At 57.3% G+C, this 17,173-nt stretch carries 14 protein-coding genes and 1 tRNA gene; 2 read left to right on the forward strand and 13 right to left on the reverse strand.

Going from position 1 to position 17,173, the window contains the following annotated elements; all coding sequences use genetic code 11:
* Positions 1-121: 121 nt before the first annotated feature.
* Genes AC2FHW_RS05255 through AC2FHW_RS05275 form a run of 5 tightly spaced genes read right to left on the reverse strand, consistent with a single transcriptional unit; the run spans position 122 to position 7,067 of the window.
* Complete coding sequence (locus AC2FHW_RS05255) at positions 122-2,752, reverse strand: phosphoenolpyruvate carboxylase (RefSeq protein WP_496821546.1); 2,631 nt, start codon at positions 2,750-2,752, stop codon at positions 122-124.
* Entirely contained in the window at positions 2,752-3,723 is a 972-nt protein-coding gene (locus AC2FHW_RS05260; protein ID WP_142635199.1) for a 2-hydroxyacid dehydrogenase, read from the reverse strand. The genes AC2FHW_RS05255 and AC2FHW_RS05260 overlap by 1 nt, the downstream gene beginning before the upstream one ends.
* Entirely contained in the window at positions 3,723-4,613 is an 891-nt protein-coding gene (sucD, locus tag AC2FHW_RS05265; protein WP_496712367.1) for a succinate--CoA ligase subunit alpha, read from the reverse strand. Before sucD ends, AC2FHW_RS05260 begins: the two co-directional genes overlap by 1 nt.
* Positions 4,613-5,809, reverse strand: coding sequence for a malate--CoA ligase subunit beta (locus AC2FHW_RS05270; RefSeq protein ID WP_496693072.1), 1,197 nt, complete (start codon positions 5,807-5,809; stop codon positions 4,613-4,615). The genes sucD and AC2FHW_RS05270 overlap by 1 nt, the downstream gene beginning before the upstream one ends.
* Before the next feature lie 16 nt (positions 5,810-5,825).
* The gene (locus tag AC2FHW_RS05275; protein WP_281972632.1) at positions 5,826-7,067 is read right to left on the reverse strand and encodes a pyridoxal-phosphate-dependent aminotransferase family protein; all 1,242 of its coding nucleotides are present in this window, start codon (positions 7,065-7,067) and stop codon (positions 5,826-5,828) included.
* A 219-nt stretch (positions 7,068-7,286) separates the two neighbouring features.
* Between AC2FHW_RS05275 and AC2FHW_RS05280 the strand changes: the two genes are divergently transcribed.
* Positions 7,287-7,916, forward strand: coding sequence for a response regulator transcription factor (locus AC2FHW_RS05280; RefSeq protein ID WP_496689141.1), 630 nt, complete (start codon positions 7,287-7,289; stop codon positions 7,914-7,916).
* A gap of 464 nt (positions 7,917-8,380) precedes the next feature.
* Here AC2FHW_RS05280 and AC2FHW_RS05285 read toward each other — a convergent pair whose 3' ends face one another.
* The 3 genes from AC2FHW_RS05285 to AC2FHW_RS05295 form a co-directional block, all read right to left on the reverse strand.
* The gene (locus tag AC2FHW_RS05285; protein WP_496821551.1) at positions 8,381-8,653 is read right to left on the reverse strand and encodes a hypothetical protein; all 273 of its coding nucleotides are present in this window, start codon (positions 8,651-8,653) and stop codon (positions 8,381-8,383) included.
* 85 nt (positions 8,654-8,738) lie between these two features.
* Positions 8,739-10,859: a CHASE2 domain-containing protein gene (locus tag AC2FHW_RS05290; protein WP_496689139.1), complete on the reverse strand. Its 2,121-nt coding sequence runs from the start codon at positions 10,857-10,859 to the stop codon at positions 8,739-8,741.
* 181 nt (positions 10,860-11,040) lie between these two features.
* Positions 11,041-11,832, reverse strand: coding sequence for a FecR family protein (locus AC2FHW_RS05295; protein WP_246097172.1), 792 nt, complete (start codon positions 11,830-11,832; stop codon positions 11,041-11,043).
* Between the two features lie 495 nt (positions 11,833-12,327).
* On the opposite strand from AC2FHW_RS05295, the gene AC2FHW_RS05300 reads away from it, so the two are divergent.
* Positions 12,328-12,417, forward strand: a tRNA-Ser gene (locus tag AC2FHW_RS05300).
* A gap of 387 nt (positions 12,418-12,804) precedes the next feature.
* Here AC2FHW_RS05300 and AC2FHW_RS05305 read toward each other — a convergent pair.
* The 5 genes from AC2FHW_RS05305 to AC2FHW_RS05325 are packed head-to-tail and all read right to left on the reverse strand — an operon-like array spanning position 12,805 to position 17,173.
* Positions 12,805-13,707 (reverse strand): FAD:protein FMN transferase, encoded by a 903-nt coding sequence (locus AC2FHW_RS05305; RefSeq protein ID WP_271948647.1) that lies wholly within the window; start codon positions 13,705-13,707, stop codon positions 12,805-12,807.
* The gene (locus AC2FHW_RS05310) at positions 13,704-14,219 is read right to left on the reverse strand and encodes a nitrous oxide reductase accessory protein NosL (RefSeq protein WP_271948645.1); all 516 of its coding nucleotides are present in this window, start codon (positions 14,217-14,219) and stop codon (positions 13,704-13,706) included. The genes AC2FHW_RS05305 and AC2FHW_RS05310 overlap by 4 nt, the downstream gene beginning before the upstream one ends.
* On the reverse strand, positions 14,216-15,037 hold the full coding sequence (locus tag AC2FHW_RS05315; RefSeq protein WP_271948643.1) for an ABC transporter permease: 822 nt from the start codon (positions 15,035-15,037) through the stop codon (positions 14,216-14,218). Before AC2FHW_RS05315 ends, AC2FHW_RS05310 begins: the two co-directional genes overlap by 4 nt.
* Complete coding sequence (locus AC2FHW_RS05320; RefSeq protein ID WP_496728701.1) at positions 15,034-15,927, reverse strand: ABC transporter ATP-binding protein; 894 nt, start codon at positions 15,925-15,927, stop codon at positions 15,034-15,036. The genes AC2FHW_RS05315 and AC2FHW_RS05320 overlap by 4 nt, the downstream gene beginning before the upstream one ends.
* Positions 15,917-17,173, reverse strand: coding sequence for a nitrous oxide reductase family maturation protein NosD (locus tag AC2FHW_RS05325; protein WP_496689133.1), 1,257 nt, complete (start codon positions 17,171-17,173; stop codon positions 15,917-15,919). Before AC2FHW_RS05325 ends, AC2FHW_RS05320 begins: the two co-directional genes overlap by 11 nt.

The raw sequence follows: 17,173 nt of genomic DNA on the forward strand, positions 1-17,173 counted from the left end.
CGCTGACGGCCCAGCTCGGACGTGATCGAGCCGAACAGCTCTGGGTCGCGCGCTGAGAGAGACTGGGTGAAAAAACCTTGAGTGCGTTGCGGGGCGTTCACTTTGAAACCTCCTAAAAGGGTTAGCCGGTCCAGCCAAGGCCAGCGGAAATAGCGTTCATCGATTGCAGGAGGGGAACAGGAACCGATCCTGCCTGAGGCTCGGTTCGAGCTTGTCGCAGCAATTCGACCTGCAGCGCGTGAATGCGGGCCAGTTCTGCCCGTTTGCGATCAAACCGCTCGCACAGGCGAGGGAAACGGTGTCCGATAGTTTGTCCTCCCGTCAGAAATTGCACTGCACTGCAGGCGCTATCGTATTCCGCTTTGATTGACTGAAAGACGATTTGTCGGGTGTTCTCATCGTGCACTAGTTCGCCGTATTGTGCGGCGATGCCCATATCCGCTTGATAGAGCGATTTCTCCATCTCATCGACGGCAAGGCGGAACAGCCGGGAGTGCTGAAACATATCCTGCAGCACTTCATCACCGCGCGCGCCACGAAATTTGCGGAAGCTGGCCATTGCGGCCCCGAAACCATACCAGCCCGTGATCAGGTGGCGGTTCTGCGACCAGGCAAAAACCCATGGAATGGCGCGCAGATCATCCAGACTGGCCGCGCCAAAGCGACGTGCCGGACGAGATCCTATTTTCAGGCGGGCTAATTCCTCGACCGGGCTGGCCTGCTGGAAATAGTCCAGAAAGCCTGGCATCTTCAAAAGCGAGACATAGGTTGTCTGTGACAGTTCCGACAGAGCATCCAGCGCGTCGTCGAACTCGGGCCGTGCCAGGGTTTCGCCGGGATTGGCGGTATGACGCAACGTGCTTGAGAGGAGCAGTTCCAGATGGGCCGCGGCTGTTCCGCGGTTGGCGTATCTGGTCGAAACAACTTCGCCCTGTTCAGTTACGCGCAAGCGCCCGGCAATTGTTCCGCTGGGCTGAGCAGCAATCGCCCGCCCAGTGGGAGCGCCGCCCCGACTGACTGAGCCTCCGCGTCCATGGAAAAACGTGACCTTGAAACCTTGCGAAGCCAGTGCCGTCACGATGCGACGTTGGGCGCGCTCCAGCTCCCATGTTGAGCAGAAATACCCGCCATCCTTGCCGCTGTCCGAATACCCCAGCATCACTTCGATTTCATTTCCATCGGTTTTGAGGCTGCGGCGGGCAAGCGGTACTGCCAAAACGTCCAGCAGGATCGCAGGGGCATTGCGAAGATCTGCAATCGTTTCGAATAATGGCACCACCGAGATATCCAATGTCTCGGACCCGAAACCGGAATAGCGGGCCAGCAGGTACACACCGAGAATATCATCGGCAGACCGGGTCATGGACAGGATAAATGGCCCAATTGCCTTGGGGTCCGGCCCCGAGCGAACACTATGAACAAGCGCTAAAAGCGCCAGCATTTCCTGCGCCTGATCGCTCAGCACCTCGCGGTTTTGATAGGGCAGGTTTTGATCTGCCAGCTCTGATCGCAGACGGGTAGACCAGTCGGGCGTGCCATATTCCGGAGCATGTCCGGATTGCGACCAAATTTCCGTCAGAACGTCATTCGTGACGGTTGAATTCTGACGAATATCCAGGGTTGTGGTTCGGAACCCGAAAACCGTAGCGGCGCGGCACAGCGGACGGATATGCCTCTGTGCCAGGACGTCGGCGTTGACCGCGCACAAAGCCGCATCAAGTGCCCCAAGATCGCTTACGAATTGTGAGATGTGATCATAGCCGCCATCGGTCAGCCGATAGCGAATGGCATTGAGAGCTTGCCGGAACGGTTCGTTTCGATTGCGATCGCCGTCCGGAGTTCGGTCGATAATTTCTTGTACACGTGCACGGTTTGGCTCAGGAAGCGGCAATATGAGCGCGCTGATGCTCAACCGGCTTGCAGCTTGATCGATGGCCTGACGATAAAGATCGTGAACCGTTTCACGGCCGCGTTGCAGGGCCAGTGCGGTCATCTCGGTTGTGACATTCGGATTGCCATCCCGGTCGCCGCCAATCCAGCTGTGAAAGCGAATGTTGGGTGTTTTGGCTAGAGTCTGACCCAACACATGCAGGCAGGCCTGATCGAACCGATCCATGACCTGCGGGACGGCGTCAAAGATTGCATCCCGGAAGAATTGCAACCCCCATTCGATCTCGTCGCGCAGGCTTGGGCGCGACAGGCGAAGTTCGCCTGTCAGCCACAAAAGATCAATCTCGCCTTCCAGACCATTCAGCAATTCGGTGCGTTCGGTCGGGGTCCATCGTTGCACTTCAAGACTGACAAGATTGCGGTAGATCCGCCGGTGAATTTCCAAAACGGTGACCCGTTTGGCCTCGGTCGGGTGCGCGGTTAGGGTGGGACCGGCGCATAGGTCAGCCGTCAGTTTTTTTGTCTGGCTGTCCGTTAATTGCAGTTCAGACAACACCTCGGCAAACCCGCCTTCGACCGATTCCGCGCCGCTTAGGGTCTCGGTCAGGCGCCGGTCCCGGACATGGGCGTTTTCATCAACGATGCGTAACAGTTGGAACCAGATCGATAGGGCTTGCAGATACGGCGTTGCCTCGAGCCCTGTAGGGATGGGTTGCAACGGCATGGCCTCGGCCCATGTCGCCACATGCGGCGCCCGCTTCGACAGAATATTCCGCCACAACGCCCGCAGTTCCGAGCGCAATTCCTCGGCATAGCCCGAAGGGTCCGGGGTGGACGGAATATTGCGGGCCAGCGCTTGCATCAGATCACCTGGTCCCGCGGGGTGCGACCTGCGAAGAAGTCGGCCAGATTGTCGAGTACGCGAAAGCCCATGGCCTCGCGCGATTCTTTTGTGGCGCTACCCAGATGGGGTAGCATCACCAGGTTGTCGCATTGCAACAGATCCGGGCTAATGCGAGGTTCGCCATCGAACACGTCCAAAGCAGCCCCACCGATCGTGTCGAACATCAGCGACTGCACAAGCGCGTGCTCATCCACGACCTCACCGCGCGCAGTGTTGATGAGGAAGGCGTTGGGCTTCATCAGATCCATTCTGCGCCCGTTGATCAGGTGCCGGTTTGCGGCCCCACCCGGGCAGTGCAGTGAGACGAAATCGCAGTGCGGCAGCAGATCGTCCACGGTATCGACCTGAGTTGCGTTGAACTGTTTCAATACCTCGGGCGAGACAGTGCTGCGGTTCTGGACAAGAATTTTCATGCCGAACCCATGGTGCGCGCGACGGGCCATTTCCTGACCAATGCGGCCAAAACCGATGATGCCCAGAGTCTTGCCGCTGACCTTGGTGCCGACCAGATGGGTCGGACGCCAGCCGGTCCAGCCGCCCGCGCGCAGCTCACGTTCGCCTTGGCCGGCGCGGCGGGCTACCATCAGCAGCAATGTCATGGCCAGATCAGCCGTGCATTCGGACAAGACATCCGGCGTATTGGTTACGGTCATACCAAGGCTGCGCGCAGCGGGTTCACAGATATGGCTGTAACCAACTCCATAATTGGCGAGGATTTTGGTTTGCGCCGCAGATACGTCCAGCGCCTCGGCGCTGAGCGTGTCGGTGACCGTGGGCAGAACCGCGTCATAGCGTTTCAACGCGTCGCGGATCTCGGCCGGGGACAATGGTTTGTCCCCGATGTTGAGTACGGTGTTATAGTTTTCGGCCAGTTGCGCCTCGACGGCGGCGGGCCAGCGACGGGTGACAAGGACCGAAGGTTTGACCATCACGCAGCCACTCCCATGACGCGGGCGATGGTCTCGCCAATTACCGCAGGGTTTTCAGCAACAGTCACACCCGCCGCCGATAGGATTTCGACCTTTTCCGAGGCGCTTTCGCCAAATGCCGAGATGATCGCCCCGGCATGACCCATGGTCCTGCCTTTAGGTGCGGTCAGACCGGCGACATAGGCCACGACGGGTTTGGTGACGTGGTCTCGGATATACTCGGCCGCCTCGGCTTCCTGAGGGCCGCCGATTTCGCCGATCATGGCGATGACCTCGGTGTCCTCATCCTGTTCGAACCGCTCAAGGATATCGCGGAAGGACGAGCCGTTGATCGGGTCGCCACCGATACCGACGCTGGTTGAGACGCCAATGCCACGCTCCTTCAGCTGCGCCGCGGCTTCATAGCCCAGCGTGCCCGAACGACCGATGATTCCGACATTGCCCGGCAGGTAGATATGGCCCGGCATAATCCCCAGCAGGGCCTTGCCAGGACTGATGGTTCCAGCACAGTTCGGGCCGGTCAGCACCATGCGATTGTCCTTGGGATAGCGATACATATAGCGTTTGACGCGGATCATGTCCTGCGCCGGGATGCCGTCGGTTATGCAAACGCAATAACGGATACCGGCATCTGCGGCCTCCATGATCGAATCCGCCGCAAACGGGGGCGGCACGAAGACAAGGCTGGCCTCTGCGCCGGTGGCCGTGACCGCCTGTTTGACAGTGTCGAAGACAGGCACGCCTTCTACGATTTCGCCGCCCTTGCCAGGGACGACACCGCCAACAACATTGGTGCCGTATTCCAACATATCCTTGGTGTGAAAGCGCGCCATACGTCCAGTGATGCCCTGAACAATAACGCGGGTGTCGCGGTCCAGAAGAATGCTCATTACACAGCCCTCATCTTGGTGTTTTGGGTCAAATCGTTTTGCCACGCACCAACGGCGCGTTCGGCAGCTTCCATCAATGTTGTTGCACGAATAATCGGCAGGCCGGACTTAGCGAGTATTTTCTGACCTTCTTCAACATTCGTCCCGGCAAGGCGCACGATGACTGGGATGTCGATATCCAGTTCCTTCAGAGCCTGCACGACGCCTTCGGCAACCCAGTCGCAGCGGTTGATGCCGGCGAATATGTTGACCAGAACCGCTTGGACGTTCTTGTCGGACAGTACCAATCGGAAAGCTTTGGCAACACGTTCTGGTGACGCGCCGCCTCCGATATCGAGGAAGTTTGCAGGCTCTCCCCCGGCCAGCTTGATCGTGTCCATCGTCGCCATGGCCAGACCGGCACCATTCACGATGCAGCCGATATTGCCGTCCAGCCCGACATAAGACAGGCCACGATCCGCCGCGCGGCTTTCACGGGGGTCTTCCTGGCTTTTGTCGCGAAGCTCCGCGACCTGCGGGTGGCGGAACAAGGCGTTGTCGTCAAAGCTCATCTTGGCGTCCAGCGCCAACACGCGATCGTCGCCGGTGATGACGAGCGGATTGATTTCAACCATGGTCGCGTCCAGCTTGTTGAAAGCGGCGTAACACCCTTGGAGGGTGCGGACCATGTTTTGGATCAGACGGGGCTCGAGTCCCAGATTGAAGGCAATCTCGCGCGCCTGAAACTCCTGCAGACCTACCGCAGGTTCGACGATGGAGCGGACAATGCTTTCAGGGCGTTCTGCGGAAATATCCTCAATCTCCATTCCGCCCTCGGACGAGGCGACGATCATCACGCGTTGGCTTGAGCGGTCGAGCACAAAACCCAGATAGATTTCCCGATCGATTGGAACGGCAGATTCGACGTAGACGCGATAGATGCCTTTGCCATCGGGGCCGGTCTGATGCGTCACCAGCTTGCGGCCAAACATCTCGTCACAGGCTGCGTATATTTCGCTTTCCGAATTGCACAGCTTTACGCCCCCAGCTTTGCCGCGGCCACCTGCGTGAACCTGTGCCTTTACAATCCACTTGTCGCCGCCCAGCTCACGTGCACGGTAGGCAGCTTGCTCGGGGCTGTAGGCCAAGGCCCCCGAAGGGACTTCGACGCCGAAATTCGAAAGAAGTTCTTTCGCCTGATATTCGTGGATATCCATCTGCATTTCCTCCCGTTTATGCAGCGATAGATGTGCCGTAGCGGCTTTCCAGAAGCGCTTCGATCGCTTCGAGATTCACCGAACCACCCATCTCGCGGATTGCTTCGGCAAACAAATGCACGATGCGGCCGATCGACTGATGATTCAGTTGGTTCAGGATGCCGATGCGGACCTGAACAGGGGCGCTGAGGGTTGGCCAGATGCCAAAGCCGCGGGCCCGGCAATTCTGCACCAGCTCCATTTCGCGGCCTGCAAGTTCAGCGGGCAGGTTCAGCACCACAAGGCTGGACATGTCCGAGGTGACCTCGCAGCCCATCGCAATGACGGCATCGCGCAGCACGGCCTCGTGCGTTTTGTAGGCATGCGCGCGCTTCGCTAGCCCCTCCTGCAGGGTCAGGCGTAACGATTCATGAAAGGCCGCGACGGCATAGCCCGAATGTGTTCGGTGATATGTGCCTTTTTCAACATCCTGGCCATCGACGATGCCCCAGTGGCGGGCCTCGAAAATGGGATTGTGAACATAGCTGTAGGCACCCGTTGCTTTCAGGCTGTCGATATATGCATCGGTAAAGCTGACGGGAGCATAGGTAAGCGGCAAGCAGCACAGGCCCTTTTGCGGACAAGAGGCCCAGCCCGCGATGCCCGGATAATCATCAACCCGGAAATCTTCGACACCCAAAGACGAAACGGCGTCGATCAGTCCCATTGCACCATGGTGCTCGCAGGCATCCGAGAAACCGCGCAAATCATTGATGCGTCCTGATCCCGTTTCCCAATGTGCCATAAACGCCCATTTGGGCTTGTGTTCAGCCAGTGCGGCTTCGACCATGTCACCGGTCACCGACTGACCATGCGGCACGTCGATGATCGTGACACTGGCGGCCTGCGGATCCAAGGGGTTGGCAGCATGTTCGTCCGGTGTCGCTGCCTTGATCCGAAGGGTCAGTGTATCGATGCCCGAAAAGGTCCCGTTGTTGAACGCAACAACCTTGTCACCGGGCATGACAGCCGAGAACATGGTGTCCAAAGCGCTCCAACCAGTGCCTGCGACCGCAAAGGTGTATATGTTCGTGGTGCCCCAGATTTCGCGCAGCATGTGCTTGCATTCGATCATGCCGCGCAAAACGTCGCCCTGCATGTGATCCGCAACTCCGGCGCTGGAAAAGGCTTGTAGAACGCGCGCGTCTGTATTGCCCGGCCCGGGGCCTGCGGCCAGCGTCTCGGGGATTTCGAGCGTTGGATAAATCTGGAAAGTCATTGCGATCCTCCTTGATCGTTGGGGTGGTCAACCACGCCCAGACATCTCGTTGTGGATCAGGAAAGCCTTGCTTGCGTCATCGCGCAACGTAACTTACTACTGCTTTAGGACTTCTAATGGGATGGGGAAAAACCTACCCGTATTGGCAAGAATACCGAAGTATACCAAGTTTTGCCCTATACGAATGGGTAGTTTCTTGAGGATTTGGATGTAAAATCAATGACAGAGCCTTCACAACTACCGATTGACGTCATGCTTGCCGACAACAATCCGCTGGTCTTATCGGCCATGTCGGAGATTTTTGAACGTGATCCGCGATTCTCTTTGGTTGCCACATCGGCGACAGCTGAAGGGTTCCTGGGCGCGGTCATGAGAGTTCCGGTCCAGGTGTGTGTGATTTCCTGGAGCTTGCCTGTTCTTGGCGCGGCCAAATTGATCGAGGTTTTGCGAGAACAGGAAGGCGCGCCCCGTTTTGTCATTTACGGCGATGATGTCGGAGATGTTCCGCGCCTTGCAATGCAGGCAGGAGCTGCGGGGTTCTCATCCCGGTCTGGTGAAGTTGAAGCGTTGCTGGAAACCTGCGCGGACGTGGCTGCTGGCAAGATGGTGTTTCCGTTCATCGATGTCCGCCAGATGCAACAGAATCCGATCCACAGCCTGTCGCGGAAAGAGCGCGCGATTCTGGAAGCTCTAGCCAAGGGCATGTCCAACCGCGAGTTGTCCAAAGAGCTTCAGATATCGACCAATACCGTGAAATTTCACCTGTCAAACATTTACGAAAAACTATCGGTTAAGAATAGGACGCAGGCCATCGCGTATTACTATTCGTCTAATGCGGCCTCACATTAGATAGATTTGCCCAAATGCTCCAATGGTGTGGTCATTCTGTTGGTCGCGTGATCGGCCTTTCTTAGGAACCCGTGGGGAATTGGGTGGCGGTTTCGTGAAAGCTCTGATCGACGGCGACGGTCGCAATGCAAACCTGAACCTGTTCTTCGATAGCTCTGCGCGCGAAAGAGGTCACGGCTGTGTCCGACGCGAAGGCATCGTAGATTACAGTTGGTTGAGCTTCGAAACTATATCGAGTTGGAAACAGAAACACGTCAATCTCATCATATAATTGCTGCTTTTTTTCGCCATATAGCGGGCTGTCCCATCTGATCTCGTCTTTGGCGACGGCGGCTTTGATCGAGGTCAGGTCTTGCTCCAGTGGGCCGGTCCGGCCAGGATCATTTCGACTTCAACCCCGAGAGAGTGCAGAGATCCGGCTGTTTCAAGAAAATCGTACAGCCCTTTCTCGCGGGACAGGTTGCTTAGAAGCCCGACCCCGCAAATGCCCAGGAGACCGCAGGCTGGTCTGTGTTTGGGGGCGAAAAACGCGTTTTCGGTGACGTGCCATTTTTGATTGCTTCGGTAAGCGTGTGGGCGCCAAACAAGGTCAGGATAGTCGGAACATAGGCCATAATGGCGTCTGTTTCACGATGAGCATCCAATTGGGTCAGCTCGGTGCAGTAAGGTGCTGATCCAGTTTCTTCAGGCCAGAAGTAAGGAGCCAAGTTCAGGATGGATGATTTGGCCTTAGCCATATGGTTCCCAAACTTCCGTGCCTGCTTCTGGGCGGTTCTATGGGGTTCACATGCTCGCTTGAAAGTTGCAATGGCTCTGGGCCCGCTAGGCCAGATTTTGTCCTTCACGGGCGTGATGACTGAACAACAGCTTGTTTGATTGGACATCGGACAGAAAATCCGCAGTGCGCCCAGACAGCGCTCGATAAAAGGATAGAAGACCGGGTTCGATTTCTTTGGCAATGTCGATGCAGTTTTGGCGTAGCTCATCGGTGCGCTCCAGCGGTTCACGCGCACGTATGGCCGACAAAAGTTGAGCATGCGCATCGCGTAAGTTCTGGAATGCCTCGCTGTCGAGCATGTCCTGATCGCCAATCAATATGTAAACGGGCTCCAGGTTCTTTTTTCCTTTCAGGTCCACAAACCCAGCTTCCAACATCGCCAACTCTTGTTTGCCTAGAATGTAAACTGAATTCGAAACCAGGATGTCATAGTCGACATGTCGGCAGCTTTGTTCGATCCTGGCGGCGACGTTCACCACATCTCCGATCACAGTATAATTGAACCGCCGCCGCGACCCGATATTGCCCACACAGGCCTGTCCTGTCGCGCAGCCAGTGGCCAGCGCAATGGGTGGCCGTTCGCGCATGATTTCGGACCTATTGAACTGTGCCAATGCACCGCGCATCATCAAGGCTGCCCGTGCAGCGCGACAGGGATGATTTTCGACCGGAAGCGGAGCGTTCCAGAACGCCATGACTGCGTCGCCGATGAATTTGTCGATTGTGCCTCGCTCGTGCAAAATCTGATCTCCGACCTGTGAAAACAGCTCATTCAGAATGGCGACGAGCTCCGTGGCCGAAACCGACTCGGATAACGGGGTAAATCCACGGATGTCGGCGAACATGACGGTGATCTCTTGTGTTTCTCCACCAAGGACCAACTGATGGTCCGAGCCTTCCATTTCATCCAAAATTTCAGGAGCGACATAGTGAGAAAAAATCTTTCGGATCGCTCTTTTCTCGCGCTCGGTCGAAATGAATAGATATCCGGCCAACAGCCCGAAATTCGCCATCCCACCAGCAAGTGGGAAGGTTGCATCAAATAATACGAGTTGATTTTGAAAGGCCATCCAGCTGATCAGCACAACTACGGCTGCAGATACGCCACCCGCAATGAAGGATGCGACCGCACCAAAGCTGGACATGACGGCGACGACCACTAACCCCAGTAAGACGAATGAGACCAATTCAAGCGCAGCGGTCACATCGGATCGGCTGAGCATTTCGCCCGTTAGGACCTGTTCAAGTAACTGCGCGTGGATCGAGACGCCGGGCACGGATTCTCCGAGCGAGGTCTGGTGCATATCAAACAGACCCGCCGCAGAGGTGCCAACAAGAATAATCTGGTTTTCGATCCGGGACCGCAGCGCAGGATCATCCGGATTCGTCATAACGTCATTGGCAGAAACATACAGTTCAGGCCGGTCTCGCCTGTACCGGATCCAGACTTCGCCGTTCTGAGTTGTTGGCAATCGAAAATCGCCCAGTTCAAGCGCCAGCATGACACCGGATTCATCGGACGCGCCCTCGGCGAAAAGGACTGTTTCCCCCAAGGCCACCCTAAGGGCCTCAATTCCCAGGCTTGGCAGGGCGCCATCCGGTCCCCCCCAAAGTACCGGGACCCGGCGGACCACACCGGTCCCACCAAGTGGTGAGACATTCACGCCCCCAATGCCTGTTGCATCTGAATAAAGTGGCGGAGCAGGAGGAGTCCAATGCGGAACCTGGACGAGCCCTGAGGTCGGAGACTCACCGATCTCGATGATCCCCGCCTTGGATATGACGGGCTGACCATCATCGGCCACACGGGCCGCTACACCCAGAACAACCGGCCATTTGGCGATTTCGGCTCCGAAAAAAACATCGTTGTCCAGGTTTTGGGCGTCTTCATCGACCGAGAGCACCTCGGCCAACGCAGGGTCTTCCAATAATCGAGCAGGCGAATAGCGGTCGGGTTCGACAAACAGCATGTCAAAAGCGATGACCGCAGCGCCATTTTGGCCGAGGTTTTCAACCATCTGAGCCATGAGATTACGCGGCCATGGCCATTGCCCCCAGTTGGCCAGTGACTGTTCGTCTATGTCGACAACACGGATTGGCAGGTCGGGGGTGTAATCGCGTGGGGCCATGCGCTGAAGGATGTCGAAATATATCAGCCGAGTCATGCGCACGGGAAACGGATCTATGACCCTGACAAAGCATCCAAACAGGATCAGGCACAAACCCACAAGGCGAAAACCCCTGCGGCGAGTGCTCCGTTCTTTCGACTTACCCGTCACGGTTGCCTCCGAAGACAGTGGTCGCTTTCACTGCCCGACATTACCGATTACCCATATCAGCCGATGCTCAGTTAACAGGTCTATTCGGTTTCGTATCCGGCGCTGCACCGCCTTCTATACTGGGCGCCTCAACGGGTGCAGATGCTACCGAAGCCTTCACCGCTTGCCGCTGCGGGGGCGCTGGGCGGGGCTCGGGAGCGTCGGATTTTTCGATGGGCTGCACTGGTGCTGATTCTCCGGCGCAGCCTTCGATATTCACGCGCAGCGGACTGAGAAGCCGTTCCTGAGACTGAATGAACGGAAATCCATTTTTCACTGCTTCGTCGTACTGTGCCTGATCGGCCGGGCGGCCCACCTTGCCTTTTTGACTGGTGGCAAACAGGCTGCATTGACGTCCAGTTGATCTGCAGCCGCCTTTCAGGCCGCACATCTGCACGGTGCCTTCCAGCACCAGCATCGAGCTTTGGGTGCCAGGCACAACCCACATGTCGAATATGGTCCCACGCACAGCCATTGTCGCTGTGGGGGTCTGGATGGAATAGGCACGTTTTCTGCTGTTGCCCGAGATGAAACGAAAGCTTCCACCCAAGGCCTGAACGGCAAAATTCTTGGCCTTCTTCTTGTTTCGCAACATGGTCACATCCAGCGCCATCTTTGCATTAGGCCCTATCGCGATCTTCGTTTCGTCAACAAAGATCAGCTGAACTACCCCTCTGCTGTCTGTGGATATGGAATCACCCGAGGCAACTTCCATGCCTTCAAGCAGTGGCCGGGAATTCCCGGCTCGGGTAATTTCTGCGCCTTGTTTGACGCTTACGACAGTACCAATGTTGGCCAGGATCTGCGACGGCAGTATCAAAACACAACAGGAAACACACAACACTCTTAACCAGACCAAACTAATTATCCCTTCCCCAAGGTTATTCCAGAGCGCAATGCGCCCGCTGCCCGGTCTGTGCCTCGTGGAATTTATTTCTTTGTATTATTTGTAAAAAATCTAAGCAAATATGCCTTAATGCCTATGTGTTTGGCAAGTTTTCTATGAAGCTGGAGAAAATTCCCACCTAATTGGGCTGACCCAGAGCTTCGGAAACTCTCTGTTTGTACATTGCCGGTGTTTCGGACAGGGCCCTTTTCAAATCAGTGTTTCGTTGGGCCGTCGCTCGCTTTCCCAGCCGACGTCTCTTGGGTCTGATCGCCTTATGGAAGGCCCGGCAGACACGCATTGCGGGTGACGTTTCGCGGCTGCCTTTGATCAAGCCCGAAAGCCATAGACATCATGGATTTGACTTTTTGAAGATTTTTTCACGAGGTCCCTTGTATTTCTTGGCGCTTATCGAATACACCGGCCAGCGGAGACGTGGCCGAGTGGTCGAAGGCGCTCCCCTGCTAAGGGAGTAGGCCCGGAAGGGTCTCGAGGGTTCGAATCCCTTCGTCTCCGCCACCAAATCTTCGTATGATGTTTTTTGTGATGGCTTACACGTTTTGAAGGCTTTACCCGCCACATCCGCCAAGAAATAACGTGATCGGAAGGTCGGGTGTTCCGTTTCCAGCACTCAATGACCCGGCCCTTCGAAATCCTCGCGGGACGCGATAGGTTCGAAGCTTGCTCTCGTGATCGACCATTGGTGCCTGGATTGTCGGCAAATCCGCTAAAACCACCGAAATCGGTACCGTTGGTGTTGCAAGAGCCGGCACTACCGGGGTGTTTCTGAATTCGGATGACTGTTCGGTATGAGGCTGCTGGCGCTCGAAAGGTTGACCACCGGTAAAGTTGATTCAGCGGACAGGTCCAATTTGCCGATTTGACTGCCTTGGAACAGACTGCGGATTATCCGCTCAACTCCAAACTGGCCAATGGAAAACTCTGCAGAATTCTACCGGTCCATTCCTTTGGGACGGCGCAAAGAGCTGTGGACAGACCGTCAGCTAAGGCTGCATTGGGTGCGGAAACGGAAACAGTGTGGTTGCTTGGGCTTGGGCCGAATGGGTTCAGGATATGGCCGTGGTCGCCCGGCAAGAGTGTGCCTGCAACCGATGATGTGGCTACTGAGCGTTCTCGCAAAGTGATCTTCTTGAGGACTTGATTATTGTGACCAGCAAGGCCGACCCGCCAGTCTTGCCCGTCACCTCGCTGACCCATTGCCGCGATTTCTCCCATGTTAACCAGAACATCGCGTAAGCCAAAGGACCGTAACAGCGCCGCAATGCGATCGGTGATTGCGCCTTGTGCGATACCGTTCAATGTCAAGGCTGAGACACCGGGCTCCGGCAGCTGGATCGCATCAGCGTCATATCGGACTCGGTGCCAGCCGACAGTTTCTTGGGCGGCAGTCAATTCAGATGCGCTGGCGCGCGCGGCCATCGCCCTCCAGACGGGTTGTATTGTGGGGTCAAAAGCCCCGTCTGATGCACTGTGAAGGGTCGAACACAGGCTCAGTACATTCAACAGTTCGGGGGCTGGTTGCTGCAGCAATCCGCTTCGGTTCAGCTCTGAAATCTGTGATCGCGATCGGTACAGACTAAAGATATCTTCCAGCCGGTTCAGTTCAGCCTCGATTGATGACAGCAGGGGCGCCGCCTCTGCCTCAGAAAGGCCAACAAGGTCAAGGCTGGCCCTAGCCCCCAGCGCGATGCCACGCCAATGCGCGACTGGTGCGCCAGATGCGACCGCCGGTAGCGCGGCGCATGCCGCAGACATGATCAGAAAACGACGTCGGGACAAACGGCTCATGCTGGTGTCTCCAGTTTCAGGTCCAGATCGACGGGGCCAAGCACTTCGGCGTCGGGTATGTCAGTCAGGGGCAAAGCGGACCCTCCGTACAGGATGATGAAGCTGTCCGCGTCGGTCGGGTCTGCAAAGGGCACGACCTCGCGCGCGCCCATGCCGCCGGCGACATTGGCCCCGACGACGAAAGTCGCACCTTCGGCATTGATCCAGTTGGATTGACCTGGTTGATGCCAGCTTGGGGCGGTTCCCATATCGCTGACATAGATTGCAACAATGGCTGCCTCGCGTTCGGGGCTTTTGAGATAGGCAACCATGTCGCGAACCTGCGCAAAAAACAGTGGTGTGGGATAGCCGTCGAGGTGAATCTGTCCTTTTGGACCGCCATGTTCAGCAATATTCATCTGGCAAAAATAGCTGAGTGCGTCTGGCGTCAGATCGACCGGGTCAGGCGCGGCAATCTGTTCTTCCCTACAGGCAGTCAGGGCGAGTAGAGCAATCAGGAAAAGACGCTTCATGGCTCGACCCTTCGGAACGCGAGCCGGGCAAGTGCAAGGCCTAGCAGGGGCCAGATCAGCAAAGACAACGGGGCGGCCCAGACGGGCAGAGCCTGCGCAGCGCCGGTCATGCCGGATGCCATCGCGACGCCCTCGGTCGCGGCGATATTCCACAGACGGAAAGCGTCGGCCGGGTTGGCCACCATCACCCATGGAAAGACGGATTGAGTGAAGGTGCCGCCCTTGTCCATGACGACGGCCCCCAACAGGCCCAGATCATAGAGGACGACAAAAACCAGCCAGAGCCCGGCCGACAGACCTGCTGCCGCCGTGGCCCCCTTTGCCAGGGCGGACAGCAAGTATCCCAATGCCAGAAACACGGCGCCCAGCACGATCGAAGTGAGGATAAGACGGACCAGAGCCAACAGGCTTTCTGGACCGGCGCCACCGAACCATGCTGCCACCGCGCCAGCCGTGCCAAAGCCGATGGTCATCGCAAAGGCAAGCGCCGACAAATGGGCGGTGAATTTTCCCAACAGGATTTCTCCGCGCCCGGCGGGATAGGACAAGAGCAGCGATAAGCTGCCCCGATCCACATCGCCTGCGATGGCGTCAAAGGCAATCATCAGTGCCAGTAGGGGGGCAAGATAGACCGACAACGTCGTCATCGAGGCAACCGAGACAGTCAGCATATCTACGCCAAGCGTGCCTGTGGGTGCACTGCCTGCAAAGGTAAGTGCCAGCGCGAATAACACCATGATCAGTGTCGCCATCAGCAGCCAACGGTTGCGGCGCAAGATCAACATTTCAGTGCGGGTGATGGCGAGGAAGCGGGTCATGGCCTCTTCTCCTGTGCATAGTAGCGATAGAGATCTTCCAGCTTGGGAGGTGTCATTTCCACATCTGCCACCGCATCGCCCAATCCGGCGATCCGGCGCAGGGCCTCCATCTTGTCGTCGACGGTGCAGAGCAACTCAACGGACGCGCCATTGATCCGGCTGCCGCCCAGTTTGGCGGCCAAGGCGTCAGGGTTAGAGCTGGCGCGCACCTTCATGCGGATTGGCAGACCCGCCAGCGCCGAAAGGTTGTTTAACGTGTCATCGGCCACCATCCGGCCCCCGCGCATGATTGCGATCCGGTCTGTGCGGGCCTCGACCTCAGTCAGGGCATGCGATGCGATCAGGACGGCGGTGCCTTTTGCGGCCAGTTCGTCGATGATGGCGTACAGATCCTGCCGAGAAATCGGGTCCAGTCCGCTCGTCGGCTCGTCCAGCAATGCCACTTTCGGCTGGCCCAGCAGCACTTGCGCCAATCCCAGACGTTGCCGCATCCCCTTGGAGTAGGTCCCGATCCGTCGGTCCAGCGCGTCGCTGAGGCCAACACGTTCCAGCAGGCCGGGTACATCGGCCTTGGACCCCGAGAGCTGCGCGAACAGAGTCAGCTGTTCCCGGCCCGTAAGCGCCGGGTGGAAGGACACCGCCTCGGGCAAGTACGCCGTATCCCGCCGCGCCTGTGCGCTGCCGGGTGTGGCGTCTCCGATTCGAATGGCTCCGCCCTCAATCGGGATCAGGCCAAGGATGGATTTGATCAGGGTCGATTTGCCGGCGCCGTTATGGCCCAGTAGCGCCACGCGCTGACCAGGGGCAAGAGACAGGGTGATGTCGTCAAGAACGCGGGTTTTGCCTCGGTCCTTACAGACGTTGTTTATCGTCAGGGCCTTATCCGTCATGAGGCACCTTTTTCATAGCTGAGGGTTCAGGGGCTCGCATCAATGGATTGCTGTCCATCACACCCCCCGGCAATAGTGCCGGGAAGGCTGATTGCGACCAGCGCACCAGCTGCACGGCAGGGGAGCCGAGCAGCAGCTTGGCTGCGGGTTGGGTCCACAGCACATGGTCCATCGAGTCATTGGGGCGATAAGGGGCATCAGCGACGCCGTTGCCATCCACATCATAGGCGGCGAAATCGGACCAGTAATTGCCGCGCCCGTCTTCAGACCACTCGACCCACTTGGTCGAAACGTATTTCACCTGAGTCCGGTTTCCGACAAAGGCGTTGCCGACGATACGGTTACGTTCTGACCCAGCAGTGAAGTGAATGCCGATGCCGCAACCCTCGAACCAGTTGTCGGTGAATTCGTTCTTGTTCGAGTTATACAGGAAGGTGCATTTCTCCTTTGCACCCTTAACGACGTTCCCGGAAATCACGCTCTTGTTGGCGTAGTTCAGCATCACACCATGTTCGCGATCATCAATCGACACATTGCCGGTGACTTTGACATTGGTCGTGAACATCACCGCATAGCCCAGATCATTGCCGATCGAGACGTTATCGCTGACCACCGAGTCGTCGGCATACATGTAGTGCACCGCGAACCGCAGGTCGCGGAACAGGTTTCCAGTAAAGGTGTTCTTCTTGGACGAGTTCACAAAGATCCCATCGCGCCCGAACCGGATATCATTGTCTTCGACCCGCGCACCCGGTGCGTTCCAGACATAGACGCCGTTGCCGCGGTCATTCATCCGCTTGTCCTGACGCCCTTCGATCCGGTTGCCGCGCACGACGCTGTCCTTGGCGCCGTGGATGTCGATGCCATAGAGATTGCCCAGCAACACATTGCCTTCGATCACCGGCGCATGGGCCGTTTTGACCAGCTGAATGCCACTGTCGATCCCATCATGGCTCGAGCCCGAACCAATCACTGTCAGACCGCGTACGGTCACGCCCGGTCCGGTCACGGTGATGACGCTGCCGACGCCTTGTCCGTCAATGGTGGCCTGCCCCTGCCCGTCAATAATGATGGGCCGGTCCAGAACCAATGTCTCAGAGTAGACACCGGGGCTCAGGCGAAGGGTGTCTCCATCCGCCGCCTGCGCCAGTGTTTCATTGATGGCCCCCGCCTGGTTGGGCACATCCCAATCCGCCGCCCAAAGGGGCGAGCCGAGCAGGAGCGGTATGAGCAGGGACCATCGCAT

The sequence above is a fragment of the Ruegeria sp. YTSA108 genome (assembly GCF_059610185.1).